The 23,820-nt window shown below is 72.5% G+C and carries 19 protein-coding genes; 7 read left to right on the top strand and 12 right to left on the bottom strand.

The features are described 5' to 3' along the window. Positions 1 to 9: 9 nt before the first annotated feature. From ACZ3TI_RS25545 to ACZ3TI_RS25530, 4 genes are all read right to left on the bottom strand, one after another. Positions 10 to 909, bottom strand: coding sequence for an ABC transporter permease (locus ACZ3TI_RS25545; protein ID WP_465729962.1), 900 nt, complete (start codon positions 907 to 909; stop codon positions 10 to 12). Beyond that, on the bottom strand, positions 893 to 1,921 hold the full coding sequence (locus tag ACZ3TI_RS25540) for an ABC transporter ATP-binding protein (protein ID WP_465729960.1): 1,029 nt from the start codon (positions 1,919 to 1,921) through the stop codon (positions 893 to 895). The genes ACZ3TI_RS25545 and ACZ3TI_RS25540 overlap by 17 nt, the downstream gene beginning before the upstream one ends. Positions 1,922 to 2,054: 133 nt before the next feature. Beyond that, positions 2,055 to 2,687, bottom strand: a complete 633-nt coding sequence (locus ACZ3TI_RS25535; RefSeq protein WP_465729958.1) for a hypothetical protein — start codon at positions 2,685 to 2,687, stop codon at positions 2,055 to 2,057. Positions 2,688 to 2,822: 135 nt separating this feature from the next. Further along, on the bottom strand, positions 2,823 to 3,710 hold the full coding sequence (locus ACZ3TI_RS25530) for an LLM class flavin-dependent oxidoreductase (RefSeq protein WP_465729956.1): 888 nt from the start codon (positions 3,708 to 3,710) through the stop codon (positions 2,823 to 2,825). 86 nt (positions 3,711 to 3,796) lie between these two features. On the opposite strand from ACZ3TI_RS25530, the gene ACZ3TI_RS25525 reads away from it, so the two are divergent. Both ACZ3TI_RS25525 and ACZ3TI_RS25520 read left to right on the top strand, forming a co-directional pair. Beyond that, entirely contained in the window at positions 3,797 to 4,108 is a 312-nt protein-coding gene (locus tag ACZ3TI_RS25525; RefSeq protein ID WP_465729954.1) for a hypothetical protein, read from the top strand. A gap of 38 nt (positions 4,109 to 4,146) precedes the next feature. Next, positions 4,147 to 5,418: a hypothetical protein gene (locus ACZ3TI_RS25520; RefSeq protein WP_465729952.1), complete on the top strand. Its 1,272-nt coding sequence runs from the start codon at positions 4,147 to 4,149 to the stop codon at positions 5,416 to 5,418. A gap of 287 nt (positions 5,419 to 5,705) precedes the next feature. On the opposite strand, the gene ACZ3TI_RS25515 is transcribed toward ACZ3TI_RS25520, so the two are convergent. After that, positions 5,706 to 6,629 (bottom strand): serine/threonine-protein kinase, encoded by a 924-nt coding sequence (locus ACZ3TI_RS25515; RefSeq protein ID WP_465729950.1) that lies wholly within the window; start codon positions 6,627 to 6,629, stop codon positions 5,706 to 5,708. An 88-nt stretch (positions 6,630 to 6,717) separates the two neighbouring features. Here ACZ3TI_RS25515 and ACZ3TI_RS25510 point away from each other — a divergent pair, with 88 nt between their 5' ends. From ACZ3TI_RS25510 to ACZ3TI_RS25495, 4 genes are all read left to right on the top strand, one after another. Continuing rightward, entirely contained in the window at positions 6,718 to 7,263 is a 546-nt protein-coding gene (locus tag ACZ3TI_RS25510) for an RNA polymerase sigma factor (RefSeq protein ID WP_465729948.1), read from the top strand. Further along, positions 7,260 to 8,039, top strand: coding sequence for a hypothetical protein (locus ACZ3TI_RS25505; RefSeq protein WP_465729946.1), 780 nt, complete (start codon positions 7,260 to 7,262; stop codon positions 8,037 to 8,039). Before ACZ3TI_RS25510 ends, ACZ3TI_RS25505 begins: the two co-directional genes overlap by 4 nt. 94 nt (positions 8,040 to 8,133) lie before the next feature. Next, positions 8,134 to 8,796: a hypothetical protein gene (locus ACZ3TI_RS25500; protein ID WP_465729944.1), complete on the top strand. Its 663-nt coding sequence runs from the start codon at positions 8,134 to 8,136 to the stop codon at positions 8,794 to 8,796. A gap of 276 nt (positions 8,797 to 9,072) precedes the next feature. Further along, positions 9,073 to 11,736, top strand: coding sequence for a protease pro-enzyme activation domain-containing protein (locus ACZ3TI_RS25495; protein ID WP_465729942.1), 2,664 nt, complete (start codon positions 9,073 to 9,075; stop codon positions 11,734 to 11,736). Between the two features lie 103 nt (positions 11,737 to 11,839). Here ACZ3TI_RS25495 and ACZ3TI_RS25490 read toward each other — a convergent pair whose 3' ends face one another. After that, entirely contained in the window at positions 11,840 to 12,028 is a 189-nt protein-coding gene (locus tag ACZ3TI_RS25490) for a hypothetical protein (protein ID WP_465729940.1), read from the bottom strand. A 177-nt stretch (positions 12,029 to 12,205) separates the two neighbouring features. Here ACZ3TI_RS25490 and ACZ3TI_RS25485 point away from each other — a divergent pair, with 177 nt between their 5' ends. Then, positions 12,206 to 13,051: an HAD family hydrolase gene (locus ACZ3TI_RS25485; protein ID WP_465729938.1), complete on the top strand. Its 846-nt coding sequence runs from the start codon at positions 12,206 to 12,208 to the stop codon at positions 13,049 to 13,051. A gap of 14 nt (positions 13,052 to 13,065) precedes the next feature. On the opposite strand, the gene ACZ3TI_RS25480 is transcribed toward ACZ3TI_RS25485, so the two are convergent. The 6 genes from ACZ3TI_RS25480 to ACZ3TI_RS25455 form a co-directional block, all read right to left on the bottom strand. Further along, on the bottom strand, positions 13,066 to 13,479 hold the full coding sequence (locus ACZ3TI_RS25480) for a YegP family protein (protein ID WP_465729936.1): 414 nt from the start codon (positions 13,477 to 13,479) through the stop codon (positions 13,066 to 13,068). 178 nt (positions 13,480 to 13,657) lie between these two features. Next, complete coding sequence (locus tag ACZ3TI_RS25475) at positions 13,658 to 15,457, bottom strand: sensor histidine kinase (RefSeq protein WP_465730203.1); 1,800 nt, start codon at positions 15,455 to 15,457, stop codon at positions 13,658 to 13,660. Positions 15,458 to 15,580: 123 nt separating this feature from the next. Next, complete coding sequence (gene cydD, locus ACZ3TI_RS25470) at positions 15,581 to 19,066, bottom strand: thiol reductant ABC exporter subunit CydD (protein ID WP_465729934.1); 3,486 nt, start codon at positions 19,064 to 19,066, stop codon at positions 15,581 to 15,583. 4 nt (positions 19,067 to 19,070) lie between these two features. Then, complete coding sequence (gene cydB, locus ACZ3TI_RS25465) at positions 19,071 to 20,117, bottom strand: cytochrome d ubiquinol oxidase subunit II (RefSeq protein ID WP_465729932.1); 1,047 nt, start codon at positions 20,115 to 20,117, stop codon at positions 19,071 to 19,073. Between the two features lie 42 nt (positions 20,118 to 20,159). Next, positions 20,160 to 21,704, bottom strand: coding sequence for a cytochrome ubiquinol oxidase subunit I (locus ACZ3TI_RS25460; protein ID WP_465729930.1), 1,545 nt, complete (start codon positions 21,702 to 21,704; stop codon positions 20,160 to 20,162). A 539-nt stretch (positions 21,705 to 22,243) separates the two neighbouring features. Beyond that, complete coding sequence (locus ACZ3TI_RS25455; RefSeq protein WP_465729928.1) at positions 22,244 to 23,815, bottom strand: sensor histidine kinase; 1,572 nt, start codon at positions 23,813 to 23,815, stop codon at positions 22,244 to 22,246. Between the last annotated feature and the right edge of the window lie 5 nt (positions 23,816 to 23,820).

Here is a 23,820-nt window from a genome sequence, read left to right as displayed (position 1 = left end):
CGCCCTCTCTCAAACCTTCTTGTAGCGGCTCAGCAGCAGCCGGTACGAGCCGGCCACCAGGGCCACGGCCACGAGTGCGAACACCGCGATGCCGAGCCCGCCCGGGGCGTGTCGGCGGTCGAGGCCGGTGCCGAGGTCGAACACCTCGTTGACCAGGGACTCCACCAGGTCGGTGGGCGAGATCAGCGAGGTCCACTGCACGCGGTCGGAGCCGGTCGTGCTCGGGTTGCCGATGCCGACCGCGACGGCTGCCACCGCGGCGCTGATCGCCAGGTAGCCCATGATGGCGGCCACCCCGAAGCCGCGGCGCGGGGTGGTGGCCGCGATCACCAGCGCCACCGAGGTCGGCACCAGGGCGTACAGGACGGCTGCGGCGAGGCCGTACAGGAAGTGCCCGGTGTTGTACGAGAAGTCCATCCCGCCGAGCAGCGCGCCCAGGTACAGCACCAGCAACGGTGCCGCCATCAGCAGCAGTTGGGCGCAGACCATGGCGGCGAACTTGGCCCGCACGTAGTCGGTGCGGGTGATCGGGCGGGAGAAGTAGAGCGACACGGTCTGGTAGCGCAGGTCCCGGGAGAGCAGCACCGGCGCCTGGGCGGCGAGGAAGACCGAGACCACCAGGCCGAGGTTGGCGAGGTAGCCCGCGTACTCGACCGGCAGCTCCTCGCGCTTCAGGGTGATCGCGATCGCCACGAAGACCACGGCGGGCACGGTCACCACGCCCAGCACCAGCATCGGCAGCACCTTGGACCTGCCGGAGCGGCCGAGGCCGTAGGCGGCGCGCAGGCTCTGGGTGAAGAGCGAGCGGGTCGCGTAGCCGCGGCCGAGCCGGGGGCCCTGGTAGCCGCGGTAGCCGATGTCGTGGATGACGCCGGTATCGGCGGACCTGGTGTCAGGAGGCAGCGACATGGTCCGAACCTCCCTTGCTGCTCTGGTCGTTGTGGCCCTCCGAGGAGGGCCGGCCCGGGCTCCCCTCCTCGGTGAAGAGTTCGGCGACCCGGTGCCGGCGCTGCTCCAACCTGACCAGGCCGAGGCCCAGTTCGGCGACGGTGTCGCGGATGGTGTCGTACGTCGACTCGTCCGCGAGCCGGACCAGCAGCAGGTGCGAACCCTCGGGCTGGGCGTCGACGCCGGCCGCGGCGAGGCGCTCGCGGACGGCCGCACCCGGTTCGGAGCCGTGGCGCTCCGGGACGCGGCCGCGCTCCTCCGGGAAGTCGGTCACCTCGACCGCGAGGACGGCCGTCGCCTCGGTGAAGGAGGCGGTGGAGGAGGAGCGCAGCAGCTTGCCGCCGTCGATGACGACCAGGTGGTCGCAGGTGCGCTCCAGCTCGCCGAGCAGGTGGGTGGTGACCAGCACCGAGATGCCGAACTCGGTGTGCACGCGGCGGATCAGGCCCAGCATCTCGTCCCGGCCGGCCGGGTCGAGGCCGTTGGTGGGCTCGTCCAGCAGCACCAGCTTCGGGTCGTGCACCAGTGCCTGGGCGAGCTTGACCCGCTGCTTCATGCCGGTCGAGTACCCGCCCATCGGCCGGTACCGCTCCTCGTACAGGCCGACGTGCCGCAGGGTGTCCGCGGTGCGCTCACGGGCGGCGGTGGCGGGCAGGCCCGCCATCCGGGCCATGTGCACGACGAACTCGGTGGCGGAGACGTCCGGCGGCAGGCAGTCGTGCTCGGGCATGTAGCCGACCCGCTCACGGATCCGGGAGCCCTGGGTGGCGATGTCCAGGCCGAGGACCTCGCCCCGGCCGGAGGTCGCCGGGGCGAGCCCGAGCAGGATCTTGATCAGTGTGGACTTGCCCGCCCCGTTGGACCCGACCAGCCCGACCACCCCCGGCTGCACCTCGACGGTGAGCTGGTCGAGGGCGGTGACCCGGGGGAACCTCTTGGTGAGGCCGTCCGTCTTGATGACAGCTGTGGACACGCCGACAAACGTAACCGTCTTCTCCGGTAAGGACCATGAGCTGGAATGACGATGCCGTCTGCTGCTGCGGTATGACGCCGGGACCGCTCCCCCCTAGGGGTTGTGGGCAGCCCGGCGCCCTTCGTTCCGCGGCTCAGGAGTGCGCGCGCTCCCACAGCTCGGTGACCTTGCCGGAGGCGTCGATCGCCACCTTGTAGTCGCCGGCCGAGCAGGGGTACGAGCCCTTCTCGCTGTACGGGGTCGCGAGGCACTCGTTGATGTGCTTCACCAGGTCGGCCAGGTTGACGTCCTTCGGCGCGGCCAGCACCGAGCTGAGGTGGCCCTTGGCGGTCGGCGCGAAGGCGGCGGTCTTGTCGGCGCCCACCGGCTCGAAGCCGACGTCGTTGACGCCGCAGACGTCCTTGGTGTCCTTGTACACCAGGTTCGTGGCGGTGGTGCCCTTCCCCGGGTAGATCCACTTCTGGCCGGCCGGCAGCGGCTCGTGGGTGCAGAAGCCCTCGGGCTCTCCGGAGGCGCCCGGGGTGCCCGTCGGCGCGGGCTTCGCGGAGCCGCCCGGGACGACCGGCCTGCTGCTGCCGCCCGGGACGGCGGTGGCCGGAGCCGTGGCGGTCGGGACGGCGGTCGGGACGGCGGTCGGGGCGGCGGTCGCGGTGTTCGACCCGCTTCCGGCGCCCTGGTCCGACGAGTTGTCCGGGCCGCAGGCCGCGAGACCGAACGCGGCGGCGGCGACCAGAGCGGTGGCGAGCAGTCTCCTGGAAGCGGGCATGTCTGCAGGCATGACGAAGGAACCCCCGTTGTGACGCATGATCAGGTGAAAGGTGCGGCGGACAGACTAGCGCCTCGCCCCGACGTCACCGAGAGGGCCGGAGCGCCCGGCGGGCGGGCACTCCGGCGTCGAGCGTCAACCCAGCTGGGCCAGGCCCTCGGTGGCGATCCGCTCGAAGACGGCGAGGTCGTTCTCGAAGATCGAGTCCGGCACCGGCCAGTGGATCACCAGCTCGGTGATGCCCAGCTCCCGGTACTTCCCGGCCCAGTCGACGAAGGCGTCCACCGACTCCAGCGGCTTCTCCGCCGTCGAGCCCTGGAGCAGCACCTTCTCCAGCGTGGCGACGTCCCGGCCCTGCGCCTCGCAGGCCGCCGTCAGCTTCTCGATCTGCTTCGCGATCACCTCGGGCGCCTGCTCCACCGGCACGTCCGCCGGGCCGCGCGGGTCCCCGTACGTCACCCAGCCCTGCCCGTACTCGGCCGCCAGCTTCAGCCCGCGCGGGCCGGTCGCGGCGACGTAGAACGGCACCCGCGGGGTCTGCACGCAGCCGGGGATGTTCCGGGCCTCGACCGCGGAGTAGTAGGTGCCCTCGCGGGTGGTGGCCTCGGTGGTCAGCAGCTCGTCCAGCAGCGGCAGGAACTCGCCGAACCGGGACGCCCGCTCCTTGGGCGACCACGCCTCCTGCCCCATCGCCGTCGCGTCGAAGCCCGTACCGCCGGCCCCGATGCCCAGCGTGAGCCGCCCGCCGGACACGTCGTCCAGCGTGATCAGCTCCTTCGCGAGCGTCACCGGGTGACGGAAGTTCGGCGAGGTGACGAGCGTGCCGAGCCGGATCCGCTCGGTGGCCGTCGCGGCGGCGGTCAGCGTGGGGACCGCCCCGAACCAGGGCTCGTCCCGGAACGATCGCCACGACAGGTGGTCGTAGGTGTACGCGGCGTGGAACCCGAGTTCCTCGGCCCGCCGCCAGATCTTCTGCCCCTCGCCCCACCGGTGGATGGGAAGGATCACTGTGCTCAGTCGCATGGCATCGACCCTACGCGTCCGCTCCGGTGGGTGAGGTTTTGAGCAACCCGCGATGACGACACCCGCGCTCCCGCTAACGTGGCGCCATGGGTGCACAGGGCAAGGCCGAGCTTGAGGCCATGATCGATGAAGCCACGGTCGACGCCTACGGCGAGGACGAGGAGCTGACGGGCCTGTTCACCATGATCGAGGAGCACCTCGCGGTGCCGTTCAGCACGACGGTCCTCGGAGTAGAGGTGACCGTGCGCCGCATCGACCTCACGTTGGACGGCCGGATCGTCGCAGTGTGCTCCCGCGGCCCCGTCCGACAGCAGATCGGGATCCTGGAGCTGCCGATGCCGACACCTGCCCCGGACGGCGCCGAGTGGGTCGAGGCCTACCGCCACTGGGCCGGCTGACACCAAGCAGCTCACACACCACTTCGGCACTGGCTTGTATGGAAGGGCAGGACGTGGCGATCGCCATGCAGGACGCGAATCGTGGCATCGATGAGCGCTCGCTCAGCGATCTCATCGAACGCAGCGCCGAGTTGAAGGGGGAGCTGGTCGCCTTCGCGCAGGGCGCACGCTTCGACCGGTGGTTGACTCCCCTCCTGCTGGAGGCGGCAGGCCCTGAGCGGCGGCTGGACGAGGGCGAGGCGATCCGGATCATTGACAACTTCATCCTGCGGTACCGCCTGCCGGATGATTCGACCGTAGTGGACCGGTTCGTCGCCGGGCGGCGGGACCTGACCGAAGTCGACCGGGAGATGCTGCTCGGCTGGCGTGACCCGGTCGAGGGCATCTTCGAGATCCGGCGCAAGGACGGGGACGCCGTCGTCCTGCTGAACCTGATCGACGACCTGGAGTACCGCACGTACTCGAACGTCGGGCGGGCGGCCTTCCGCGGAGTGTCCAAGGGAGAATTCCTGCACACCTGCCTGGTGCCCGTCCATTCGGCCGACGGCGCGTGGCTGATCTCAGGCGCGATGTCGCACTACCCGAAGTCCAGCGCCACCGAGATCGCCCGGGCCGCACTCCAACTGGCCACTAGCCACCCCGAACTGGTCTTCCGCAACCCAGAGAAGATCGAGCAGGGATGGGAGTCGATGAGGGAAGACCGGGCCGCGTTTGTCGCGTTCTGCGGCGGCGACGAACTGGTCCTTCCCCCTGCCGAAGCCGAGGAGCGGCTCAACGCCTACTACCGGCACCGGCAGGAGGCCGCCGTGGCCGAGCATCCCGACCGAGCCCGGGGCAGGCGGCTCCCCGGCCTGGCCTTCCCGGCCTTCGAACTACCGCGAGGACTCGCGGAATCGGACACAGTCGGCATCGTCTACGACGAAGTCGACGGGCTCAACTTCTACGCGGACTACGGGATGCTGCGGGACCTCTTCGCGGACCCGGCCCTCGCGGGCCGCCGGCGGCACCAGGACCTGCTGCGCACGTACCTGCGCGAGGAGTCGATCGCGCCACTGCCGATCCGCCGACTGACCGCCGCCTACCCGGAGACAGTCGACGCGGTCTTCCGGAAGCTGCTGCGGAAGCCCGGGTTCACCTGGGCCGAGCACGGCGAGGAGCTGCTGCGCCGACGCAAGCCCTGGTACTACGAGCAGGAGCCCCGTCCCGGCGTCTCCGTGATCGGCCAACGCCTCAGCGAGCTCGCCACCGGCAGCCGGCGACCGAAGTTCACCAGAGCACGGCGCGTGCCGCGCGCCTCCAATCACCCATAGGGGCGAAATAGCGGCTCATCAGGGGTTACTTGCATAAGACGCAAGTTACTCTGCGGCTCCTCTGCCGCACTGGGTGCGCTTCCTCGCGCAGCGGGCGAACATCCCCGACACTGCGGCCGCTGCCGCCCTCGAGACGCCGGCCACCGTGTCGGGGGGCGGCCGGCGGGCCGCCGAACACTGCCGCGACGTCCACTGATGCCGCTGCCGACACAGGGCGGGTCGAGCCGATCTGACGCCTTCATCGCCTCGCCCTCGTCCAGCCGCCGCTCACCCGGTTCCTGCCGGATTCAACGCTGCAGCCAGCTCAGCAGGGTCGCCGCCGTGAACACCGCGCCCGACGCCAGACAGACCGCGCGCGGGGTCAACCACCCGGGGCCTTCCCGGACGGGGACCGGGGGCTGGGACGGCGGGACCGGAGCCAGCAGCGCGTCCGCGAAGGCCTGGGCGGTCGGCGGTCGGTCCGCCGGCTCGACGGACATCGCGGCCCGCAGCAGCAGGACGACGTTCGGTGGGAGCTCCGTTCCGGCCGGGAGCGCCGGCAGCGTCGAGGCGGTCGGCTGGTCGGTCATCAGGGCCGTGGCGCGTCCGCCCGGGCCGAACGGCTTCTGCCCGGTCAGCAGCTCGTAGGCCACGACGGCCAGCGCGTACACGTCGGCCCTGCCGTCGAACCCGCCGGTCTGGAAGGCCTGTTCCGGCGCCATGTACGCGGGCGTGCCCGTGGTCACCGTCAGCCCGGACGCGTCGGCCAGTAGCTTCGCGCTGCCCAGATCCGCCACCAGCACCGCGGCGGGCGTGGGGCCGCTGGCGAGCAGCAGGTTGGACGGCTTGACGTCGCGGTGCACCACGCCCGCCTCGTGCAGGACCTGGACCGCGTAGCCCGCCTCCGCGGCCAGCCGCAGCGCCTCCGCCGGGTCGCACTGCCCGACCCGGTCCGCCAGGGTGCCGCCGCGTACGTAGTCCATGACGAAGTAGGGCCGGTCCTCCTGCACCCCGACGTCGTGCACCCGGACCACCCGCGGGCTGGCGATCCGGCGCAGCAGCCTCGCCTCCGCCAGGAACCGCTCGCGCACATCGGCGTTCGCGGCCCAGTTCTCGGCCAGCACCTTCACCGCGACCTCGGTGTCGAGCTCCGGATCGTAGGCCTTCCAGACCGTCGCGAAGGAGCCGGCTCCGAGCCGCTCCAGGAGGAGGTAACGGCCGAGCTTGCGCATGTGGCAGCATTCTGCCGGAGCCGGGGAGAAGTCCGGAACTCCCGTTCGACGAGCGGGATGCCCGGCGGGACGAAACGGGGGGATCCGGGTGTTCGAGGAAGGCGAGCTGGAACGGCTCGTAGCTGCTGCTCAGGCGGGGGACCCCGGGTCGATGGAGCACCTGCTGGCCAAGCTGCGGCCGTTGGTGCTGCGTCGCTGCTCGCGCTTCCTGCCCCACCACGCCGACGCGGAGGAGGCCGCGCAGGACGCGCTCCTGTCCATCAGCACGCACCTGGGCGAGTACGGCGGCCGCGGCTCCTTCCTGGGCTGGGTGACGGTGATCGCCTCGAACGCCGCCCGGTCCACCTACCGCTCGATGCGCCGGCGCGCCGAGGACAGCCACGCCGACCTCCCCGAGTCCGTCGACCCGCGCACCACCAGCGTCATCGCCGGGACCCGGCTCGACCTGATGGAGGCGCTGGCCGGGCTGGAGCAGCAGCACCCCGCCCTGGTGGAGGCCTTCGTGCTGCGCGACCTGGGCGACCTGACCTACGTCCAGGTGGCCGAGGTACTGGATGCCCCGATGAGCACGGTCAAGGACCGTATCCACCGGGCCCGCCACTTCATGCGCGAGCGCCTGGCCAGCGGTCTGTGAACGGCGGTCCCACGACGGGCGGCGGCCGCGTCGCCGTCCGGCCCCGGTCCGCCGTCGTCGCCCTGGTGGCAGCCGCCGCGCTCGGGCTGGCGGCCGGCCGGTTCGTCCTGCCACCGCCCCCCGGCGCCACCGCGCACCCGACACCCGCGTCCTCGGCCTCCGGCTCCGCCGCGCCGACCGGTGCGACCGGGGCGACCGGGCCGGTGACGACCGCGAACCTTCTGGAACCGGCGGCGTTCGGCCCGGACCTCGACACCGGGCGGATCCACGTCACCGACCGGTACGGCGACGGGTCTTACGCCAACGCGGCCTGCGCCGGTGAGAAGACCCTCAGTCAGACCCTGGGCGGGCGCGGTGCCCACTTCCGCGGACTGATGACCAGCCCCCGCACCAGCCCGGACGACCCCACAGTGGCCGGCGACAGCGGCGGCCAGGTCGCCCGCGAGGTCGCCGCCGACGCCCGGAGCCCCTCCCTGGCGCAGAACTTCAGCGAACGCCTGCTGCTGGAGGAGGTGCCCTGCCAGGAGGAAACGCCAGGGCACTGGGTCTACGGAAAGACCACGACGGTGCAGCTCGCCCCGGACGTCACCGCGCGCTGGATGGGTGCCTACCAGGGATCGCTCAACACCACCGGCAGTGCGCCCGAGGGCAAGGAGCCCTGCGGCGGCATCGCCGTGCTGCGCAGCGGCAACCACTACGGAGTGCTGGAGGTCGAGGCCTGCCTGGGCACGGCCGCGATGGACCGCGTCGTCAGGACCGCTCTGTCACAGCTGTGAAACAGCGGGTCAGGGCTCCAACTTTCCCTCCCTGGGCGGCATCTCCCCGGTTGTACGAGGACGCAGCAGGCGTCCCGACCAGCAGGGGGACCAGATGACCGAGAACCAGACCGTCCAGAAGTCCGTTCGCCGCAACCGGGTCGCCGCCGCGGCCTGCTTCGCCGCCGCGCTGATCACGGCCAGCGTCGTCGGCACCCAGTCGGCCACCGCCGACGCGGCCGCGCACAACGCCGCCCGCCCGGCCGCGGTCGCGGCGCCCGGACTCGGCTCCGCCCACCTCGTCCAGAGCGAGGACTTCCAGAAGGGCATGAACCCGGTCGGCGCGACCATTGGGCTGACCGGACGCGACGCGCTGTCCGCGTGCTCCGGCGAGCAGACGATGCGCGACCTGACCAAGGGCCAGGCCACCGCGTACGCGTCCGTGAACTGGACCTTCGACAACCACGGCATGCTGACGGAGTCGGCCGCGGGCGCCCCCACCGGGGCCGCGGCCGACTCCTGGGAGAAGCAGCTCGTCACGCTCGTTCAGGACTGCCAGAACGAGCCCGCCGGCCACTGGCACTACGGCGCGGCCCACACCCTGACCGTCGCCGGCGGCACCGCCCGCTGGTACCCGGCCTACAACGGCGACGGCGCCGCCACCGGCGGGGTCGCGGTCCTGCGCAGCGGCACCAAGGTCGCCATCGTCGAGGTCACCGGCCAGGCCGGCTCCGTCGAAGGCACCGCCACCGCAGCACTGAACCGCCTCTCCTCCTGAACGGCAGCCGGCTCCGCCCGCGCCGCCGGGCGGAGCCGGCCCGAACACGGGGAGGAAGTCCGGAGCGTCGAAGGAGGCCCTGCGAAGGCGGCATCGGTGGACGGAGGGTCAGCCATGGTCAGTCGCATGCCAACGACCCTTCGGGGGACGGCTCCGCGGACCCCACGCGGAGTCAACCCGGTAATCCCTTGTGAAGGTGTCCGCACGGCCTGATAGAAATCCCGTCGGACTCTCGTTCGAGAAGACCATCGGATCATCAAATTGGGGGGAGCGCGGATGTCCCATCCGACGCCACACGCCCGGCCGACGCGGATCACCAATCCGCTGTCGCGCGCGGCCACCCTGGCCATAGCCACCGCGGCTCTGGTCACCTACGCCGGCCTCCCGGTCGCGCACGCCGACGCGCCGACGACGCAGCGCGTCGGCAGCGTGCCGACCGCCCCTAGCGACGCGACCAAGACCGCCGCTCCGGCCGACGACACCCAGGTGCAGCTGAGCGTGCACCTGAAGTCCCGCGACGAGGCCGGCGCCAACGCGCTCGCCTCGGCGGTGAGCGACAAGTCGTCGCCGTTCTACCACCAGTTCCTGAAGACCGGTGAGTTCGCGCAGCGCTTCGGCGCCGACCCGGCCACCGTCGCCAAGGTCAAGCAGGCCCTCACCGCGCAGGGCCTGACTCCCGGTGCTCTCGCGTCCGACGGTCTGACCATCCCGGTCACCACCACCGTCGCCCAGGCCAAGAAGGCCTTCGACGTGGACCTGGCCGGCTACCAGACGTCCGACGGCCGGACCGGCTTCCTGAACACCGCGGCCCCCGCGGTGCGTTCGGACGTGGCCGGCTCGATCACCGGCGTCGTCGGCCTGAACACGCTGGCCCAGGCGCACAGCAACCACGTCGTCGGGTCCAAGGGCCAGGGCGGCGCGGGGCTCGCGCACTCGGCCGCGACGCCCGCCGCGACCGGCGGCTACCCGGCCCTGTGCGCCGGCGTGGCCAACCAGTTCCCGGGCAAGGCGGACGGCAAGGACTACTTCAGCCCCTCCGCGCTCGCCTCGGCCTACGGGCTGAACGGCATGACCGACGGCGGCTACGGCACCACCGTCGCCATCTTCGCGCTCGAGGAGTACTCGGACGCCGCCGTGAACACCTTCCAGTCCTGCTACGGCACCAGCGCCTCGGTGCAGCGGGTCAAGGTCAACGCCGGTTACCAGGCCCCGCCGACCAACGACGGCGTCGGCGTCGAGACCGCTCTGGACATCGACACCGTCATCGGCCTCGCGCCCAAGTCGAAGGTGCTGGTCTACCAGGGCCCGGACGCCTCGCGCGCCACCCAGGCGGACATCCAGAACACCTACCGCCAGATCGTCTCGGACAACTTCGCCCAGGTGATCAGCACCAGCTGGGGCGTCTGCGACCAGGTGATGTCGGGCAGCGACCTGTCCGCCGAGCGCGACATCTTCCTCCAGGCCGCGCTGCAGGGCCAGACCGTGGTCGCCGCCTCGGGTGACGACGGCTCCAGCGGCTGCAACTACCTGAAGAACATGGGCGCTCCGGCGAACATCACCAACCAGCTGAGCACCTCCGACCCGGCGAGCCAGCCGTTCGTCACCGGTGTCGGCGGCACCACGCTGACCGTGAACGGCGGCTCCGTCTCCGAGACGGTGTGGAACCACAACGGCGGCGCGACCGGTGGTGGCGTCTCCCGCTGGTCCCTCACCAACGGCGGCTACCAGGCCGGCTTCGCCGGACCGGGCTACGCCAACCGCTGCCAGGGCGCGGCCGGCACCGCCTGCCGCCAGGTCCCCGACGTGGCCGCCAACGCCGACCCGTCGACCGGTTACATGGTCGCCACCGGCGCCGGCTACTGGATGATCATCGGCGGCACCAGCGGCGCCGCTCCGCTGTGGGCCGCCATCTCGGCGCACCAGAACAACGCGGGCTGCACCGGCCGCGTGGGCTTCATCGCCCCGGCGTTCTACTGGAGCGCGAAGAAGGGTCTCGGCACCCTGCGCGACGTCACCTACGGCAACAACGACATCGGCATCCAGGGCGGCCTGTACTGGGCCGGCGCGGGCTACGACATGGCCACCGGTCTGGGCACCCCGGACGCCGACAAGGTCATGAAGCTGGTCTGCAACCCGGACGCCGGCTACGACCGGACGGTCGAGGTCGTGGAGAACGGCCAGCTGCACGAGGTCTACACCGACACCACCGGCTGGCACGACGGCACCGTCCCGGGCGTCTCCGGCGTCACCGCGCTGAGCTTCACCTACAACGCCAACGGCAACCGGGTGATCGAGGCCATCGAGAACGGTGAGCTGCACGAGATCTACACCGACACCACCGGCTGGCACGACGGTGTGATCCCGGGCCTGTCCGGCATCACCGCGATGAGCTTCAGCTTCAGCCCCTCGGGCGCCCGCGTGATCGAGGCCATCAAGGACGGCGAGCTGCACGAGGTGTACAGCGCCGACGACGGCTGGCACGACGGTGTGATCCCGGGCCTGTCCGGCATCACCGCGATGAGCTTCAGCTACAGCCCCTCGGGCGCCCGCGTGATCGAGGCCATCAAGGACGGCGAGCTGCACGAGGTCTACAGCGCCTCCGACGGCTGGCACGACGGCGTCATCCCCGGCCTGTCCGGCATCAAGGCGCTGAGCTTCAACTACAACAAGTCCGGTGTCCGCGTGATCGAGGCCATCAAGGACAACCAGCTGCACGAGGTCTACAGCGCCTCCGACGGCTGGCACGACGGCGTCATCCCCGGCATCACCGGCAACATCACCGCCCTGTCGGGCAAGATCACCCCGGGTAACAACCGCGTGATCGAGGCCATCGAGGACGGCAAGCTGTACGAGGTCCACAGCGCCGACGGCGTCTGGTTCCACGCACCGGTGCCGGTCGACAACTCCAACGTGACGGCCCTGTCGCTGGCGCTCCGCTAAGGACGCCGTGGAGTACCCGTGAAAGGGGCCTCCCGGGAGCTCGCGACGCGAGCTGCCGGGAGGCCCTCGGCGTTTCCGGGACCCGCCACGGGTGCGGGCGGCGCTACGGGTGCGGCCGGGTGCGCTGGGCCGGGAGGCTGGGGGCCGCGGCGCGGCGGGCGAGGTCCGCGAGGGTGTGGAAGAGGACGTCGCCGAGCAGGACCGGGTCCCGCGAGGTGTCGGTCGCGTCCGGGCCGGAGGAGTCGGGGCTGACGGTCGGGGGCGGCTGGTCACGGAGCTGGCGTGTGGGCATGGCTCTTCCTGCCGACGGGGTGGCCGTGGGCAGTCCTGCCCGCCGTGCGGCGCCGGGACACGCCGGGCCGGGGCGGATCGGCCGGAAACGGCGTACGAAGGGCCGGATCGAGCCTCGTCCGACCCCCGGATCGCCCTTGGGGCGGGCCCCGACCGCGCCGGTGACCGGGCGGCGCCGATGGGCGAAGATGGACCGGTGACCGAACCCCGTACCGCTCCCCGCCTCATCGCCACCGACCTGGACGGCACCCTGCTCTGCTCCGGCGGCACCGTCACCGACCGCACCGCCGCGGCGCTGGCCGCGGCCGAGGCCGCCGGGGTGCAGGTGGTGTTCGTGACCGGACGGCCGCCGCGCTGGATGCAGCAGGTGAGCGAGCACATCGGCGGCCACGGGGTGGCGATCTGCTCCAACGGCGGTGTGGTGGTGGACATGCGGCGCGGCGAGCTGCTGGAGTCGTTCCCGCTGCCGGTGGAGACCACGCTCGCGGTGGTCGAGGTACTGCGGGCCAAGCTGCCCGGCACCGCCTTCGCCTTCGAGTACCCGGACGGCTGGGCCCGCGAGGCCGAGTACGCGGTGCCGATGTGGGGCGACGAGCTGGAGCACGCGGTCGGCTCGGCGGAGGAGCTGCTGGGGGCCGGCGGTCCGGTCCGGGGCCTGTTCAAGCTGCTGGCCAAGCACCCGGAGCTCGACCCGGACACCTTCCTCATCGAGGCCCGGGCGGCTGCCGGGCACCTGGCCGAGATCACCCGCTCCGCGGCGATCCCGCTGCTGGAGATCGGCGCGCCCGGCGTCACCAAGGCCAGCACGCTGGCCCGCTGGTGCGCCGAGCACGGGATCGACCGCGGCGAGGTGGTGGCCTTCGGCGACATGCCGAACGACCTGGAGATGCTGGCCTGGGCCGGCACCGCGTACGCCGTCGCCAACGCCCACCCGCAGGTGCTGGCGGCGGTGTCGCTGCACACGGTGAGCAACGAGCAGGACGGCGTCGCGGCGGTGCTGGAGCAGCTGCTCGGGCTCGCCTAGCCGGACCGCGCCGCTCAGCGGCCATTGGTGCGTCTCGACTGCGCCGTGTGCCCGGGCAGTTCGCGCGGCGACTGCTTGGAGAGTAGCACCACGAACCGCCGGAAGGCGTTCTGGCAGGTCGCGTACCGCTCATACGCGCGGCTGGACCGCACCTCGGGGAGGCTGCGCGAACCGGGGACGACCCAGACCCAGCCGATGCCGTCCCGGACGTGGGTGATGCGGGCGGTCAGTCCGACCGCCCCGGCCCGCAGGCCGTCGAAGGCGCGTTCGGCCTCGCCCGCCGTCTCGAACGCGGCCGGGGTGATCGCGACCACCCGTCCGTTGGGCGCCTTCAGTTGCCAGCGGTAGCGCCCGTCCGCGGCCCGTTCGGCGCGGAACCCCCCTCGACGTGCCCCTGCTGCGGTGTGACCGCGGCCGGAAGCGTCCACTGCCCCCTCCGTCCGGTTACCTTCCGGATTCCCCTCCGAGCGAAGCAAAGCTATGTGTGCACACAGAGCCGACGAAAGCCGAGAACGTTCACAACTTGCGCTGTTGGTTGGGAAGTTCTCCCCCGTTTAACTTTCACTTGCCTTTGCCCGGAGGGCTGTCGGAGGGCTGCCGGACGGCTCAGAGCCGGGCCGTCCAGCGCACCATGGTGCCCTTCCGGTAGGGCCCGCTCTCGTGCCAGGCGTCGCCGCCGAGCGCCTCGGCGCGCCGGGCGAGGTTGAGCAGTCCGCTGCGCCGGCCGCCCGCCGGGATGCCCACGCCGTCGTCGGTCACGGTGAGCAGCACGCCGGGCCGACCGCCGCGGTCCAGCGACTCGGGGTCGCCGCCGACCGGCCTGCCGTCCTCGCCCAGGTGGACGGTGGCGTCGACCTCGACGCCGACCCGGGAGGCCCGCGCGTGCCGCGCCGTGTTGGAGAGCATCTCCCGTAGTGCGGCGAGCAGTTGTCGCCCGGTCTGCTCGCCGACCAGGCTCTCCACCGGACCGACGAAGCTCACCGAGGGCTTGAAGCCGAGTGCCGCCGCGGCCTGGCTGGCCTCCCGCAGCACCCGGGTGCGCAGGGTGTCCGGCGCGTCGCCGTGATTGTCGTGCTGCAGGGCGTAGATGGTGGTGCGGACCTCCTGGATGGTGGCGTCCAGTTCGTCGACCGCATTGCCGATGCCGACCTTCACCTCGGGGACGAGGGCCCGCCGGGCCGCGCTCTCCAGCATCATCCCGGTGGCGAACAGCCGTTGGATCACCAGGTCGTGCAGGTCGCGGGCGATCCGGTCGCGGTCCTGGAAGACGGCGAGGCGCTGCTGGTCGCGCTGGCCCTCGGCGAGCCGCAGGGCGAGCGCGGCCTGCGAGGCGAAGGTCTCGGCGAGCTGCTTCTCGCTGTCGGTGAACGGCAGTGCCCCGCACGGGCGCCAGACGCAGAGCCCGCCGAGCACCCGCCCGGCGGCGACCATCGGGACCGCCATGGACGGGCCGAAGCGGCGGGCGAGGCGCATCACCACGGTCGGGTCGCTGGACATGTCGTCCAGGTAGACGCTCTCCCCCGCCAGCAGCCGGGCCGCGAAGCTCTCCTCGGGCAGCAGCTCGCCGCGGACGAACTCGGCCACCTCGCCGGAGGCGTGGGCGACCCGCATCTGCCCGTCCCCCTCCCCCTCCGGGCCGGTCGGCAGCAGGATCATGCCGAGCGCGGCGTCCGCCAACTCCCGTACCTGCTCGGCCGCGACGGTCAGCGCCGTCTCGGCCTGCTCGGCGGAGAGCAGCGCGGTGGTGACGGCAGCGGCGCCGGCGATCCAGCGCTCGCGGCGGCGGCCCTCCTCGTACAGCCGGGAGTTCTCGATCGCCACGCCGGCCGCGGCGGCGAGCGCGTGCACCACCTGCTCGTCCTCCGGGGTGAAGGCGCCGCCGCCCTTCTTCTCGGTGAGGTAGAGGTTGCCGAACACCTCCTCGCGGACCCGGATCGGCACGCCCAGGAAGGTCTTCATCTGCGGGTGGTACGGCGGGAACCCGGAGGAGCGCGGGTCGGCGCCGAGGTCGACCAGCCGCAGCGGCTCGGGACGGTCGATCAGCGCGCCGAGGATGCCGCGCCCGGTCGGCAGTTCGCCGATCCCGGCGGCGATGTCGTCGTCCACGCCGACGTGGATGAAGTCGGCCAGGCCGGTGCCGCCGGGGGCGATCACACCGAGCGCGGCGTAGCGGGCGTCGACCAGCTCGGCGGCGCCGAGGGCGATCCGGTGCAGGGTGGCGTGCAGGTCCAGGCCGGCGCCGATGGAGACCACCGCCTCCAGCAGCCGCTGCATCCGGTCGGTGACGGCGGCGGCCGACTGCAGGCGCTCGGCGACCTCGGTGACCAGGGTGTCCAGGCCGAGCGAGGCGATCTCGGGCACCCGATGGGGTGTCGGCTCGGGGGCGGCCTCGGGGAGGTCCGGCATGGGGTCCATGAAGAAAGCCTAGTTTGTACGCTTTTCAGACGAAGGGCGGCGGGACTGGCAGGGGCCGGTGGCGCGACCGGCGGCGCGACCGGCGCGCGACCGCCGGCCGGGCGGTCGGCCGGATCAGCCCGCCACCGGCTCCAGCAGCCCGTCCGCCTCCCGCTCCCGATCCCACATCGCGTGCAGCCGCCCGTCCGGGTCCCCGACCAGCTCCGACCAGCGGCCCCGCTCGGCCACCCGCCCGCCGTCCAGCACCAGCACCTCGTCCACCGTGGCGTCGTCCAGCCCGGCCAGCCGGTGGGTGATCAGCACGGTGGTGCGGCCCTCGGTGGCGGCCAGCAGGTCGGCGGTCAGGGCGTCGGCGGTGGGCAGGTCGAGGTGCTCGGCGGGCTCGTCCAGGATCAGCACGGGGAAGTCGGCCAGCAGCGCCCTGGCGAGCGCCAGCCGTTGGCGCTGGCCGCCGGAGAGCCGGGCGCCGTGCTCGCCGACCATGGTGTCCAGGCCGTCCGGCAGGCCCTCCGTCCAGTCCAGCAGCCGGGCGGCGGCCAGTGCGGCGCGCAGCTCGTCCTCCCCCGCGCCGGGCCGGGCGAGGCGCAGGTTCTCCCGCAGCGAGCTGTCGAACACGTGCGCGTCCTGCGCGCAGAGCCCGATCACCCGGCGGACGTCCTCGCCCGCGAGCGCGCGGCTGTCCACAGCCTGTGGACGACCGTCGGCGAAGGTGACGGCGCCGGCGCTCGGCTCCAGGAAGCGCAGCAGCGCCTGGGCGAGGGTGGTCTTGCCCGAGCCGGACGGACCGACCACGGCGATCCGACGGCCGGCGGCGAGGTCAAGGTCCACCCCGGCGAGCGCGTCCACCGCCTGCCCGGGGTGCCGTGCGGTCAGCCCGCGCACCGCGACGGGCAGCGGCTGTCCGGGCAGCTCCACGGGTTCGGAGGGTTCCGTGACCGGCGCCGGGGCGTTCAGCAGCTCGTCCAGCCGGGCCTGCGCGGCGCGGCTGCGCTGGCGGGCCTGGACGGCGAGCGGCATCCCGGTGACCGCCTCGAACGCGGCCAGCGGGGTCAGCACCACCACGGCCAGGCAGACCGGCGCCAGCACCCCGTCGCGCACCCCCTGGACGCCGACGGCCGCCGCGGCGGTCACGGTCAGCCCGGTGAGCAGCGCGATCAGCCCGGTGCCGAGCGCCGTGGTGGTGGCCGAGCGGGCGGCCAATCCGGTCAGCGCGGCGTCGGCGGTGCGGACGGCGGCCAGTCGGGCGGGCAGCGCGCCGGCCACGGTGAGCTCGGCGGTGCCGGTGAAGGCGTCCACCACGGCGGTGGCCAGGCGCCCGCGCGCCGGGGCCTGCCGCCGCTCGGCGCCGGCCGACCACCGGGCGGCCAGCGCGGGCACCAGCGCGCCCGCGAGCAGCAGCCCGAGGCCGAGCACCGCCCCGGCGGCGGGCAGGAAGGCTCCCAGCGCCACCGTCGAGGCCAGCGCGACCACGCCCGCCACGGCGGCGGGCAGCCGCCAGCGCAGGTAGTGGTCCTGGATCGCGTCCACGTCGGCGACCAGCCGGGAGAGCAGGTCGCCGCGCCGGAACGCGGGCAGCCCGGCCGGGGCGAGCGCGCTCAGCCGCCGGTAGACGGCGGCTCGCAGGGTGCCGAGGGTGCGCAGCACCGCGTCGTGCGAGACCAGTCGTTCGGCGTAGCGGAAGACGCTGCGGCCGATGCCGAAGGCCCGCACCGAGGTGACGGCCATCATCAGGTGGAGCACCGGCGGCATCTGGGAGGCGCGGGAGATGAGGTAGCCGGAAGTCGCCATCAGCGCGACGGCGCAGCCGAGGGCGAGCGCGCCGAGCAGGATGGACAGGGCCAGCCGGGGCGTGCTGCCGGTCCCGGGCACGAGCTCCTCGGGTACGGCGGGGGCGGGGGTCGGCCGACCGCTGTGGGCGAGCGGAGCGACCGGAGCAGCGACGACGGGCCGGGGCGGGGCCAACCGGACCCGCTCGTCCGCGACCGCCAGCAGCGCCGGTCGGTGCGCGACGATCAGCACGGTGCGCGCCGGGTCCTCGGCGAGGGCCCGGACGGCGTCCACGACAGCCGCTTCGGAGGCGCCGTCCAGGTTGGCGGTCGGCTCGTCCAGCAGCACCAGCGGCCGGTCGTCGGCGAGCAGCACCCGGGCGAGCGCGAGGCGCTGGCGCTGCCCGGCGGAGAGCCCGGCGCCGTCCTCGCCGAGTCCGGCGGCCAGGTCGGTGACGAAGTCGAGGGCTCCGGCGGCCCCCAGCGCCGTCCACAGCTGTTCGTCGGTGGCCTCGGGCCGGTAGAGCCGCAGGTTCTCGGCGACCGTCCCGGCGAACAGGTACGGGTGCTGCGGCACCCAGGCGATCTGCCGCCGCCAGCTCTCCGGCTCCAGGTCGGCCAGGTCGTACGAGCGGCCGTCCGCGGCGGTGATCCGGACGGTGCCGGTCTCGGGGGCGGTGAGGCCGAGCAGGACGGAGAGCAGGGTGGACTTGCCGGCCCCGCTCGGGCCGGTGAGCGCCGTGCCGGAGCCCGGACGCAGGGTCAGCGAGGCGCCGTCCAGGGCGGGCTCGGTGCGTCCGGGGTGCCGTACGGTCAGGCCCTCGGCGGTGATCAGGGCGCCGGTCAGGGCGGGGGCGGGTACGGTCCCGGCGGCGGGCAGCGGGGTCTCCAGCACCCGGAACAGCTCGTCGGCGGCGGTCAGTCCCTCGACGCTGGAGTGGTAGAGCGCGCCGACCTGGCGGATCGGGAAGTACACCTCGGGGGCGAGGACCAGGACCAGCAGCCCGGTCTCCAGGTCGAGGGTGCCGTCCACCAGCCGGAAGCCGACGGTGACCGCGACCAGCGCGACGGACAGGGTGGAGAGCAGTTCCAGGGTGAAGGAGGAGATGAAGGCGATCCGCAGGGTGCGCAGGGTGGCCCGGCGGTAGTCGGCGGTGATCCGGGCGATGGTGGCGGCCTGGGAGCGGGCCCGGTTGAACACCTTGAGGGTGGGCAGCCCGGCGACCACGTCGAGGAAGTGGTGCGAGAGCCGGGCCAGGGTGTTCCACTGCCGGTCCATCCGGGCCTGGGTGGCCATCCCGATCAGCACCATGAACAGCGGGATCAGCGGCAGCGTCCCGGCGATGATCGCGGCCGAGGTGAAGTCGGCGCCGACGATCCGCAGCAGCACGATCACCGGGACGACCACGGCCAGCGCCAGCTGCGGCAGGTACCGGGCGAAGTAGTCGTCCAGCGCGTCGATGCCGCGGGTGGCGAGGGTGGTGAGCTCGCCGGTGCGCCGGCCCGCCAGGTAGGACGGGCCGAGCGCGGTGGCGTGGTCGAGCAGCCGGCGCCGCAGGGTGGACTTCACCCGGGCGACGGACCGGTGCGCGGTGAGTTCGGTGAGCCAGCCGACCAGCCCTCGCCCGACGGCCGTCAGGGCGAGCAGCAGCAGCGGCGTGGTCAGCTCGCCGAGCGTCGCCCCGCGCTGGAAGGCGCGGACGACGATCTCGGCGATCAGACTCGCCTGGGCGACCACCAGGGCCGCGCCGACCGCGCCGAGGAGCACGGATCCGGCGAGGAAGGCCCTGGTGGTGCGGGCGTACCCGAGGAGTCGGGGGTCGACCGGCTTCATCGCGTCAGGCCCGGTCGAGCGGGGCGGCGGGAGCGGCCGGGGCGGCGGGGGCGTGGTTCCCGGGGATGTGCTGGACGCCGATCCGCTTGCGGAACACCCAGTACGTCCAGCCCTGGTAGAGCAGCACCAGCGGGGTGAACACCGCCGCCACGACGGTCATCAGCTTGAGCGTGTACGGCGAGGAGGCCGCGTTGCCGACGGTCAGGCTCCAACCCTCGTTCAGGGTGGACGGCATGACGTTCGGGAAGAGCGCCAGGAAGAGCATCGCGACCGCGGCCACGACGGTCGCCCCGGAGAGGACGAACGCCCAGCCCTCGCGGCCCAGCCGGTTGGCGACCAGGGCGCCGACCAGGGCGAGCACGGCCACCACCAGGGCGACCAGGCTGCGGCCGTTGCCGCTGTGGCCCTGCGTCCAGACCAGGAAGACGGACGCGAGCACGGCGGTGGCCAGCCCGGCCCGCAGCGCGGCCCGGCGGGCCCGCTCGCGGATCTCGCCGACCGTCTTGAGCGCGGCGAACACCGAGCCGTGGAAGGTGAACAGGGCGAGCGTCACCAGGCCGCCGAGCAGCGCGTACGGGTTCAGCAGGTCCCAGACGGTGCCGACGTAGTTCTTCTGCGCGTCGATGTCCACGCCGCGCACGATGTCGGCGAAGACCACGCCCCAGAGGAAGGCCGGCAGGAGCGAGGACCAGAAGATGGCCTCCTCCCAGTTCCGCTGCCAGCGGGCGCCGTCCCGCTTGGCCCGGTACTCGAAGGCCACGCCGCGGACGATCAGGCAGACCAGGATCACCAGCAGCGGGAGGTAGAAGCCGCTGAAGAGCGTCGCGTACCAGTCCGGGAAGGCGGCGAAGGTGGCGCCGGCGGCGGTCAGCAGCCAGACCTCGTTGCCGTCCCAGACCGGGCCGATGGTGTTGATCAGCACCCGCCGCTCGGCGGTGTTGCGGGCCAGCGGCTTGGTCAGGATGCCGATCCCGAAGTCGAAGCCCTCCAGGAAGAAGTAGCCGATCCACAGGACCGCGATCAGCACGAACCAGACGTCGTGGAGTTGCATGTCAGATCCTCAGTTCCCCAGTGATCCTCGGTTCGGCCGTGGTCAGTACGCGAAGGCGAGCGGCTTGTCGGCGTCCTCGTCCGAGGACGGTCCGCGCAGCGAGGGGTCCTCGGTGGGCGGCTGCTCGGTCACCACGGGGCCGGCCTTGGCGTACTTGACCAGCAGCCGGACCTCGACGACCGCGAGGATCGCGTACAGCGTGGTGAAGGTGGCCAGCGCGCCGATCTGGGTGCCGACACCGACGTTCGGGGAGACCGCGCTGGAGGTGGTCATCAGCCCGAAGACCGCCCAGGGCTGACGGCCCATCTCGGTGAAGATCCAGCCGAAGCTGTTGGCGATCAGCGGGAAGACCATGGTCAGGATGCCGATCCGCCAGCTCCACCTGGTCAGCAGCGGGCTGAGCTCGCGCTTGGGGGTGAGCATCAGCCGGGGCACCTCGGTGTCGCCGGTGCGGAACTCGGGGCGCAGGAAGAGCTTCTTCCGGGTGGTCCAGAGTCCGATCAGGCCGGCCAGGAAGGAGGTCATCCCGAAGCCGATCATGAGGCGGAAGCCCCAGTAGGTGACGAAGATGCTCGGGATGTAGTCCTTGGGGTCGCCGCCGTGCAGCGCGGCCTCGGCGGCGGCGGTGTCGTTGATGCCGGGCACGGAGGAGCTGAAGTCGCTGTGGGCGAGGAAGGAGAGTATTCCGGGGACCTCCAGCGCGACCGAGTTGTGGCCCTTGCCGACGTCGCCGACCGCGAAGACCGAGAACGGCGCGGGCGCCTGGGTGTCCCACAGCGCCTCGGCGGCGGCCATCTTCATCGGCTGCTGCTCGAACATGACCTTGCCCAGCTCGTCGCCGCTGAGCGCGGTGCCGGCGCCGAAGACCACGGCGAGCACCAGGCCGAGCCGCAGCGAGGTGCGCATCGAGGCGGTCTTCCTGGGGTCGGCGGTCTCCGGCTTGCGCTTGGTCTTCCAGAGGTGGAAGGAGGAGATGCCGACCATGAACGCGGCGCCGGTGAGGAAGGCGGCGGTCAGGGTGTGGGCGACGACGGTGAGGGTGGTGTTCTGGAACAGCACCTTGGCGATGTCGGTCAGCTGCGCCTTGCCGGTCACCGGGTCGATCGAGTAGCCGACCGGGTGCTGCATCCAGGAGTTGGCGGCCAGGATGAAGTAGGAGGAGAGCACGGTGCCCAGCGCGACCATCCACATGCAGGCGCAGTGGATCTTCCTCGGCAGCTTGTCCCAGCCGAAGATCCACAGGCCGATGAAGGTGGACTCGAAGAAGAAGGCGATCAGCGCCTCCATCGCGAGCGGGGCGCCGAAGACGTCGCCGACGAAGCGGGAGTAGTCGGACCAGTTCATGCCGAACTGGAACTCCTGGACGATGCCGGTGACCACGCCCATCGCGATGTTGATGAGGAAGAGCTTTCCCCAGAACTTGGTCGCGTGGAAGTACTTCTCCTTGTTCGTCCGCACCCAGGCGGTCTCCAGCCCGGCCACGACGGCGGCCAGGCTGATCGTGAGCGGAACGAAGAGGAAGTGGTACACGGTGGTGATGCCGAATTGCCATCGCGCGATGGTCTCGTGAGCGATTGCCAGTTCCACGTCGCTCTCTCCCAACCTGCCCGTGTGCTGACGGGCGCATTCCGGACAGACTTCTTCTCTAGCCGTAGACCGCTGCCGAACCGCACAAGCTTGTCCGCTTGTGAACGTGAACACGTTCACAAGGCCCAGTATCTCCCATCCTTACGGCGGAACTGCAGGTGGGGTGGGGTTGACAGCCCTGTGCGATGCGTCACGGTTTGCGGCGCGGTCCGCACAGTCTGCGGATCCGCCGGAGCCGGGGCAACGAACGACCGGGCGGATGCCACGCGGCTCTTGGCCGAACCGGCGCTTGACAGGCCGACGCCCCGCTCGCGGAGGCGGGCGGGGCGTGCTACGAGCCGGTGCTCCGTGGTCGTACCGAGCGTCCCTGCGCGCGGCCGAGGATCCGGGTGCCCGCGGTGGAGACGAGCGCGCCCCGTGCGGGCTCGCACGAGCAACGGCTGCACGGTCGCGCACGACCGAGGGGCCTACCGGGTAAACGGCTTCCGGTTCACCCGATGGACGGGTTCGGGACGGGAAACGCCGGAACCGCAGAGGTCTCAGGAATCCCGGTCGGTGTGGCCCGGGAGTTCGACGCGGAAGGTCGCGCCCGCGCCCGGGGCGGTCTCCAGGCTGAGGGTTCCGCCGTGGGCGCGGGTGAGGGCGGTGGCGATGGCGAGCCCGAGTCCGGCGCCGCCGCCGTTGTCGCGGCTCCGGGAGGCGTCGACCCGGAAGAAGCGGTCGAAGACCCGCTGCGCCTGCTCCTCGGTGAGGCCCGGGCCGGCGTCGGCGACCTCCAGCAGGCAGACCCCGTCGGCTGCCGCGCCCACCCCGATCCGCACCGGGGTGCCGGCCGGGGTGTGCTTGACCGCGTTGCCGACCAGGTTGGTCACCACCTGCCGCAGGCGCGCCTCGTCTCCGAGGACGGGCGCCGCGCCGGGTGCGCCCGTGCCGGCGGGGCCGGTGAGCGCGACCGGGCGGCTCGGGTCGAGGGCGGTGAGGTCGTGCAGCGCGTCGGCGGCGAGGGTGCGCAGGTCCATCGGGGCGAGGTCGAGCGGGCGCTCCTCGTCGAGCCGGGCGAGCACCAGCAGGTCCTCGACCAGGGCGCCCATCCGAACGGCCTCGCTCTCGATCCGGGTCATGGTGCGCTTGACGTCCGCCTCGGTGGGCAGCGCGCCCATCCGGTAGAGCTCGGCGAAGCCGCGGATCCCGGCCAGCGGGGTGCGCAGCTCGTGCGAGGCGTCGGCGACGAACCGCCGCATCCGGGCCTCGGATTCGGCGCGCGCCGCGAAGGCCGCCTCGATCTGGGTGAGCATCCCGTTGAGCGCGTTCGACAGCCGTCCGACCTCGGTGCCCGGGGAGAGTTCGGGCATCCGGTGCGACAGTTCGCCGGCCGCGATCCGCTCGGCGCCCGCCTCGATCCGCCGCAGCGGCCGCAGCCCGGCCCGTACCGCGAAGAAGCCGAGCGCGGCGATCAGCACCAGCACCGCTCCGCCGATGGCGAGGAAGGAGGTGCTCAGCTTGCCGAGGGTGGCGTCGATGTCCTCGCGGGACACGGCCACCATGACGTGGGTCGGGGTGGCCGACGGGGAGGCGAACGCGCTGGAGGCGGTGGCGGGCGCGCGGGGTGCCTGGAGCGGCAGCACCAGCACCCGCCAGGCGTGGTTGCCGCGCTGGTCGGGCAGGTCGAAGGGGACGTCGGGGGCGGTCCGGGCCGGGTCCAGCCCGGCGAGCTGCGGCGCCGGGTCGCTGTCGGCGACGGGCTGGCGCATGACCGCCTGGACCTTGCCGTCCGAGGACAGGTACTGCACCAGGTACTGGCTGGGCAGGCTGATCCGCCGCCCGGTGACGGCGGGCCGGCCCGGGTCGGGCGTGGCCAGCCGGGCGGGAGGCTTGCGGGACAGCGGCAGCCCGTACCGCTGGAGCTGTTCGTCGAGCTGCTCCACCAGCTGCGCCCGTACGGTGGCGAGCACGAAGGTGTCGCTGACCGCGAGCCCGGTGGTGACCAGGACCAGCGCGAGCACCAGCAGCCGGGCGCGCAGCGACAGCCGTCGCAGCGACAGCCGTGGCAGCGTCGGTCTCGGCGGGGACGGTCGGCGCAGCGGCAGTCGGGAGGAGAAGCGGGCGAACACGCGTG

It is taken from the genome of Kitasatospora sp. NPDC023120, assembly GCF_055560835.1.
The sequence above is the reverse complement of the archived record's forward strand: the minus strand, read 5'-3'. Positions and strand labels throughout refer to the sequence as shown.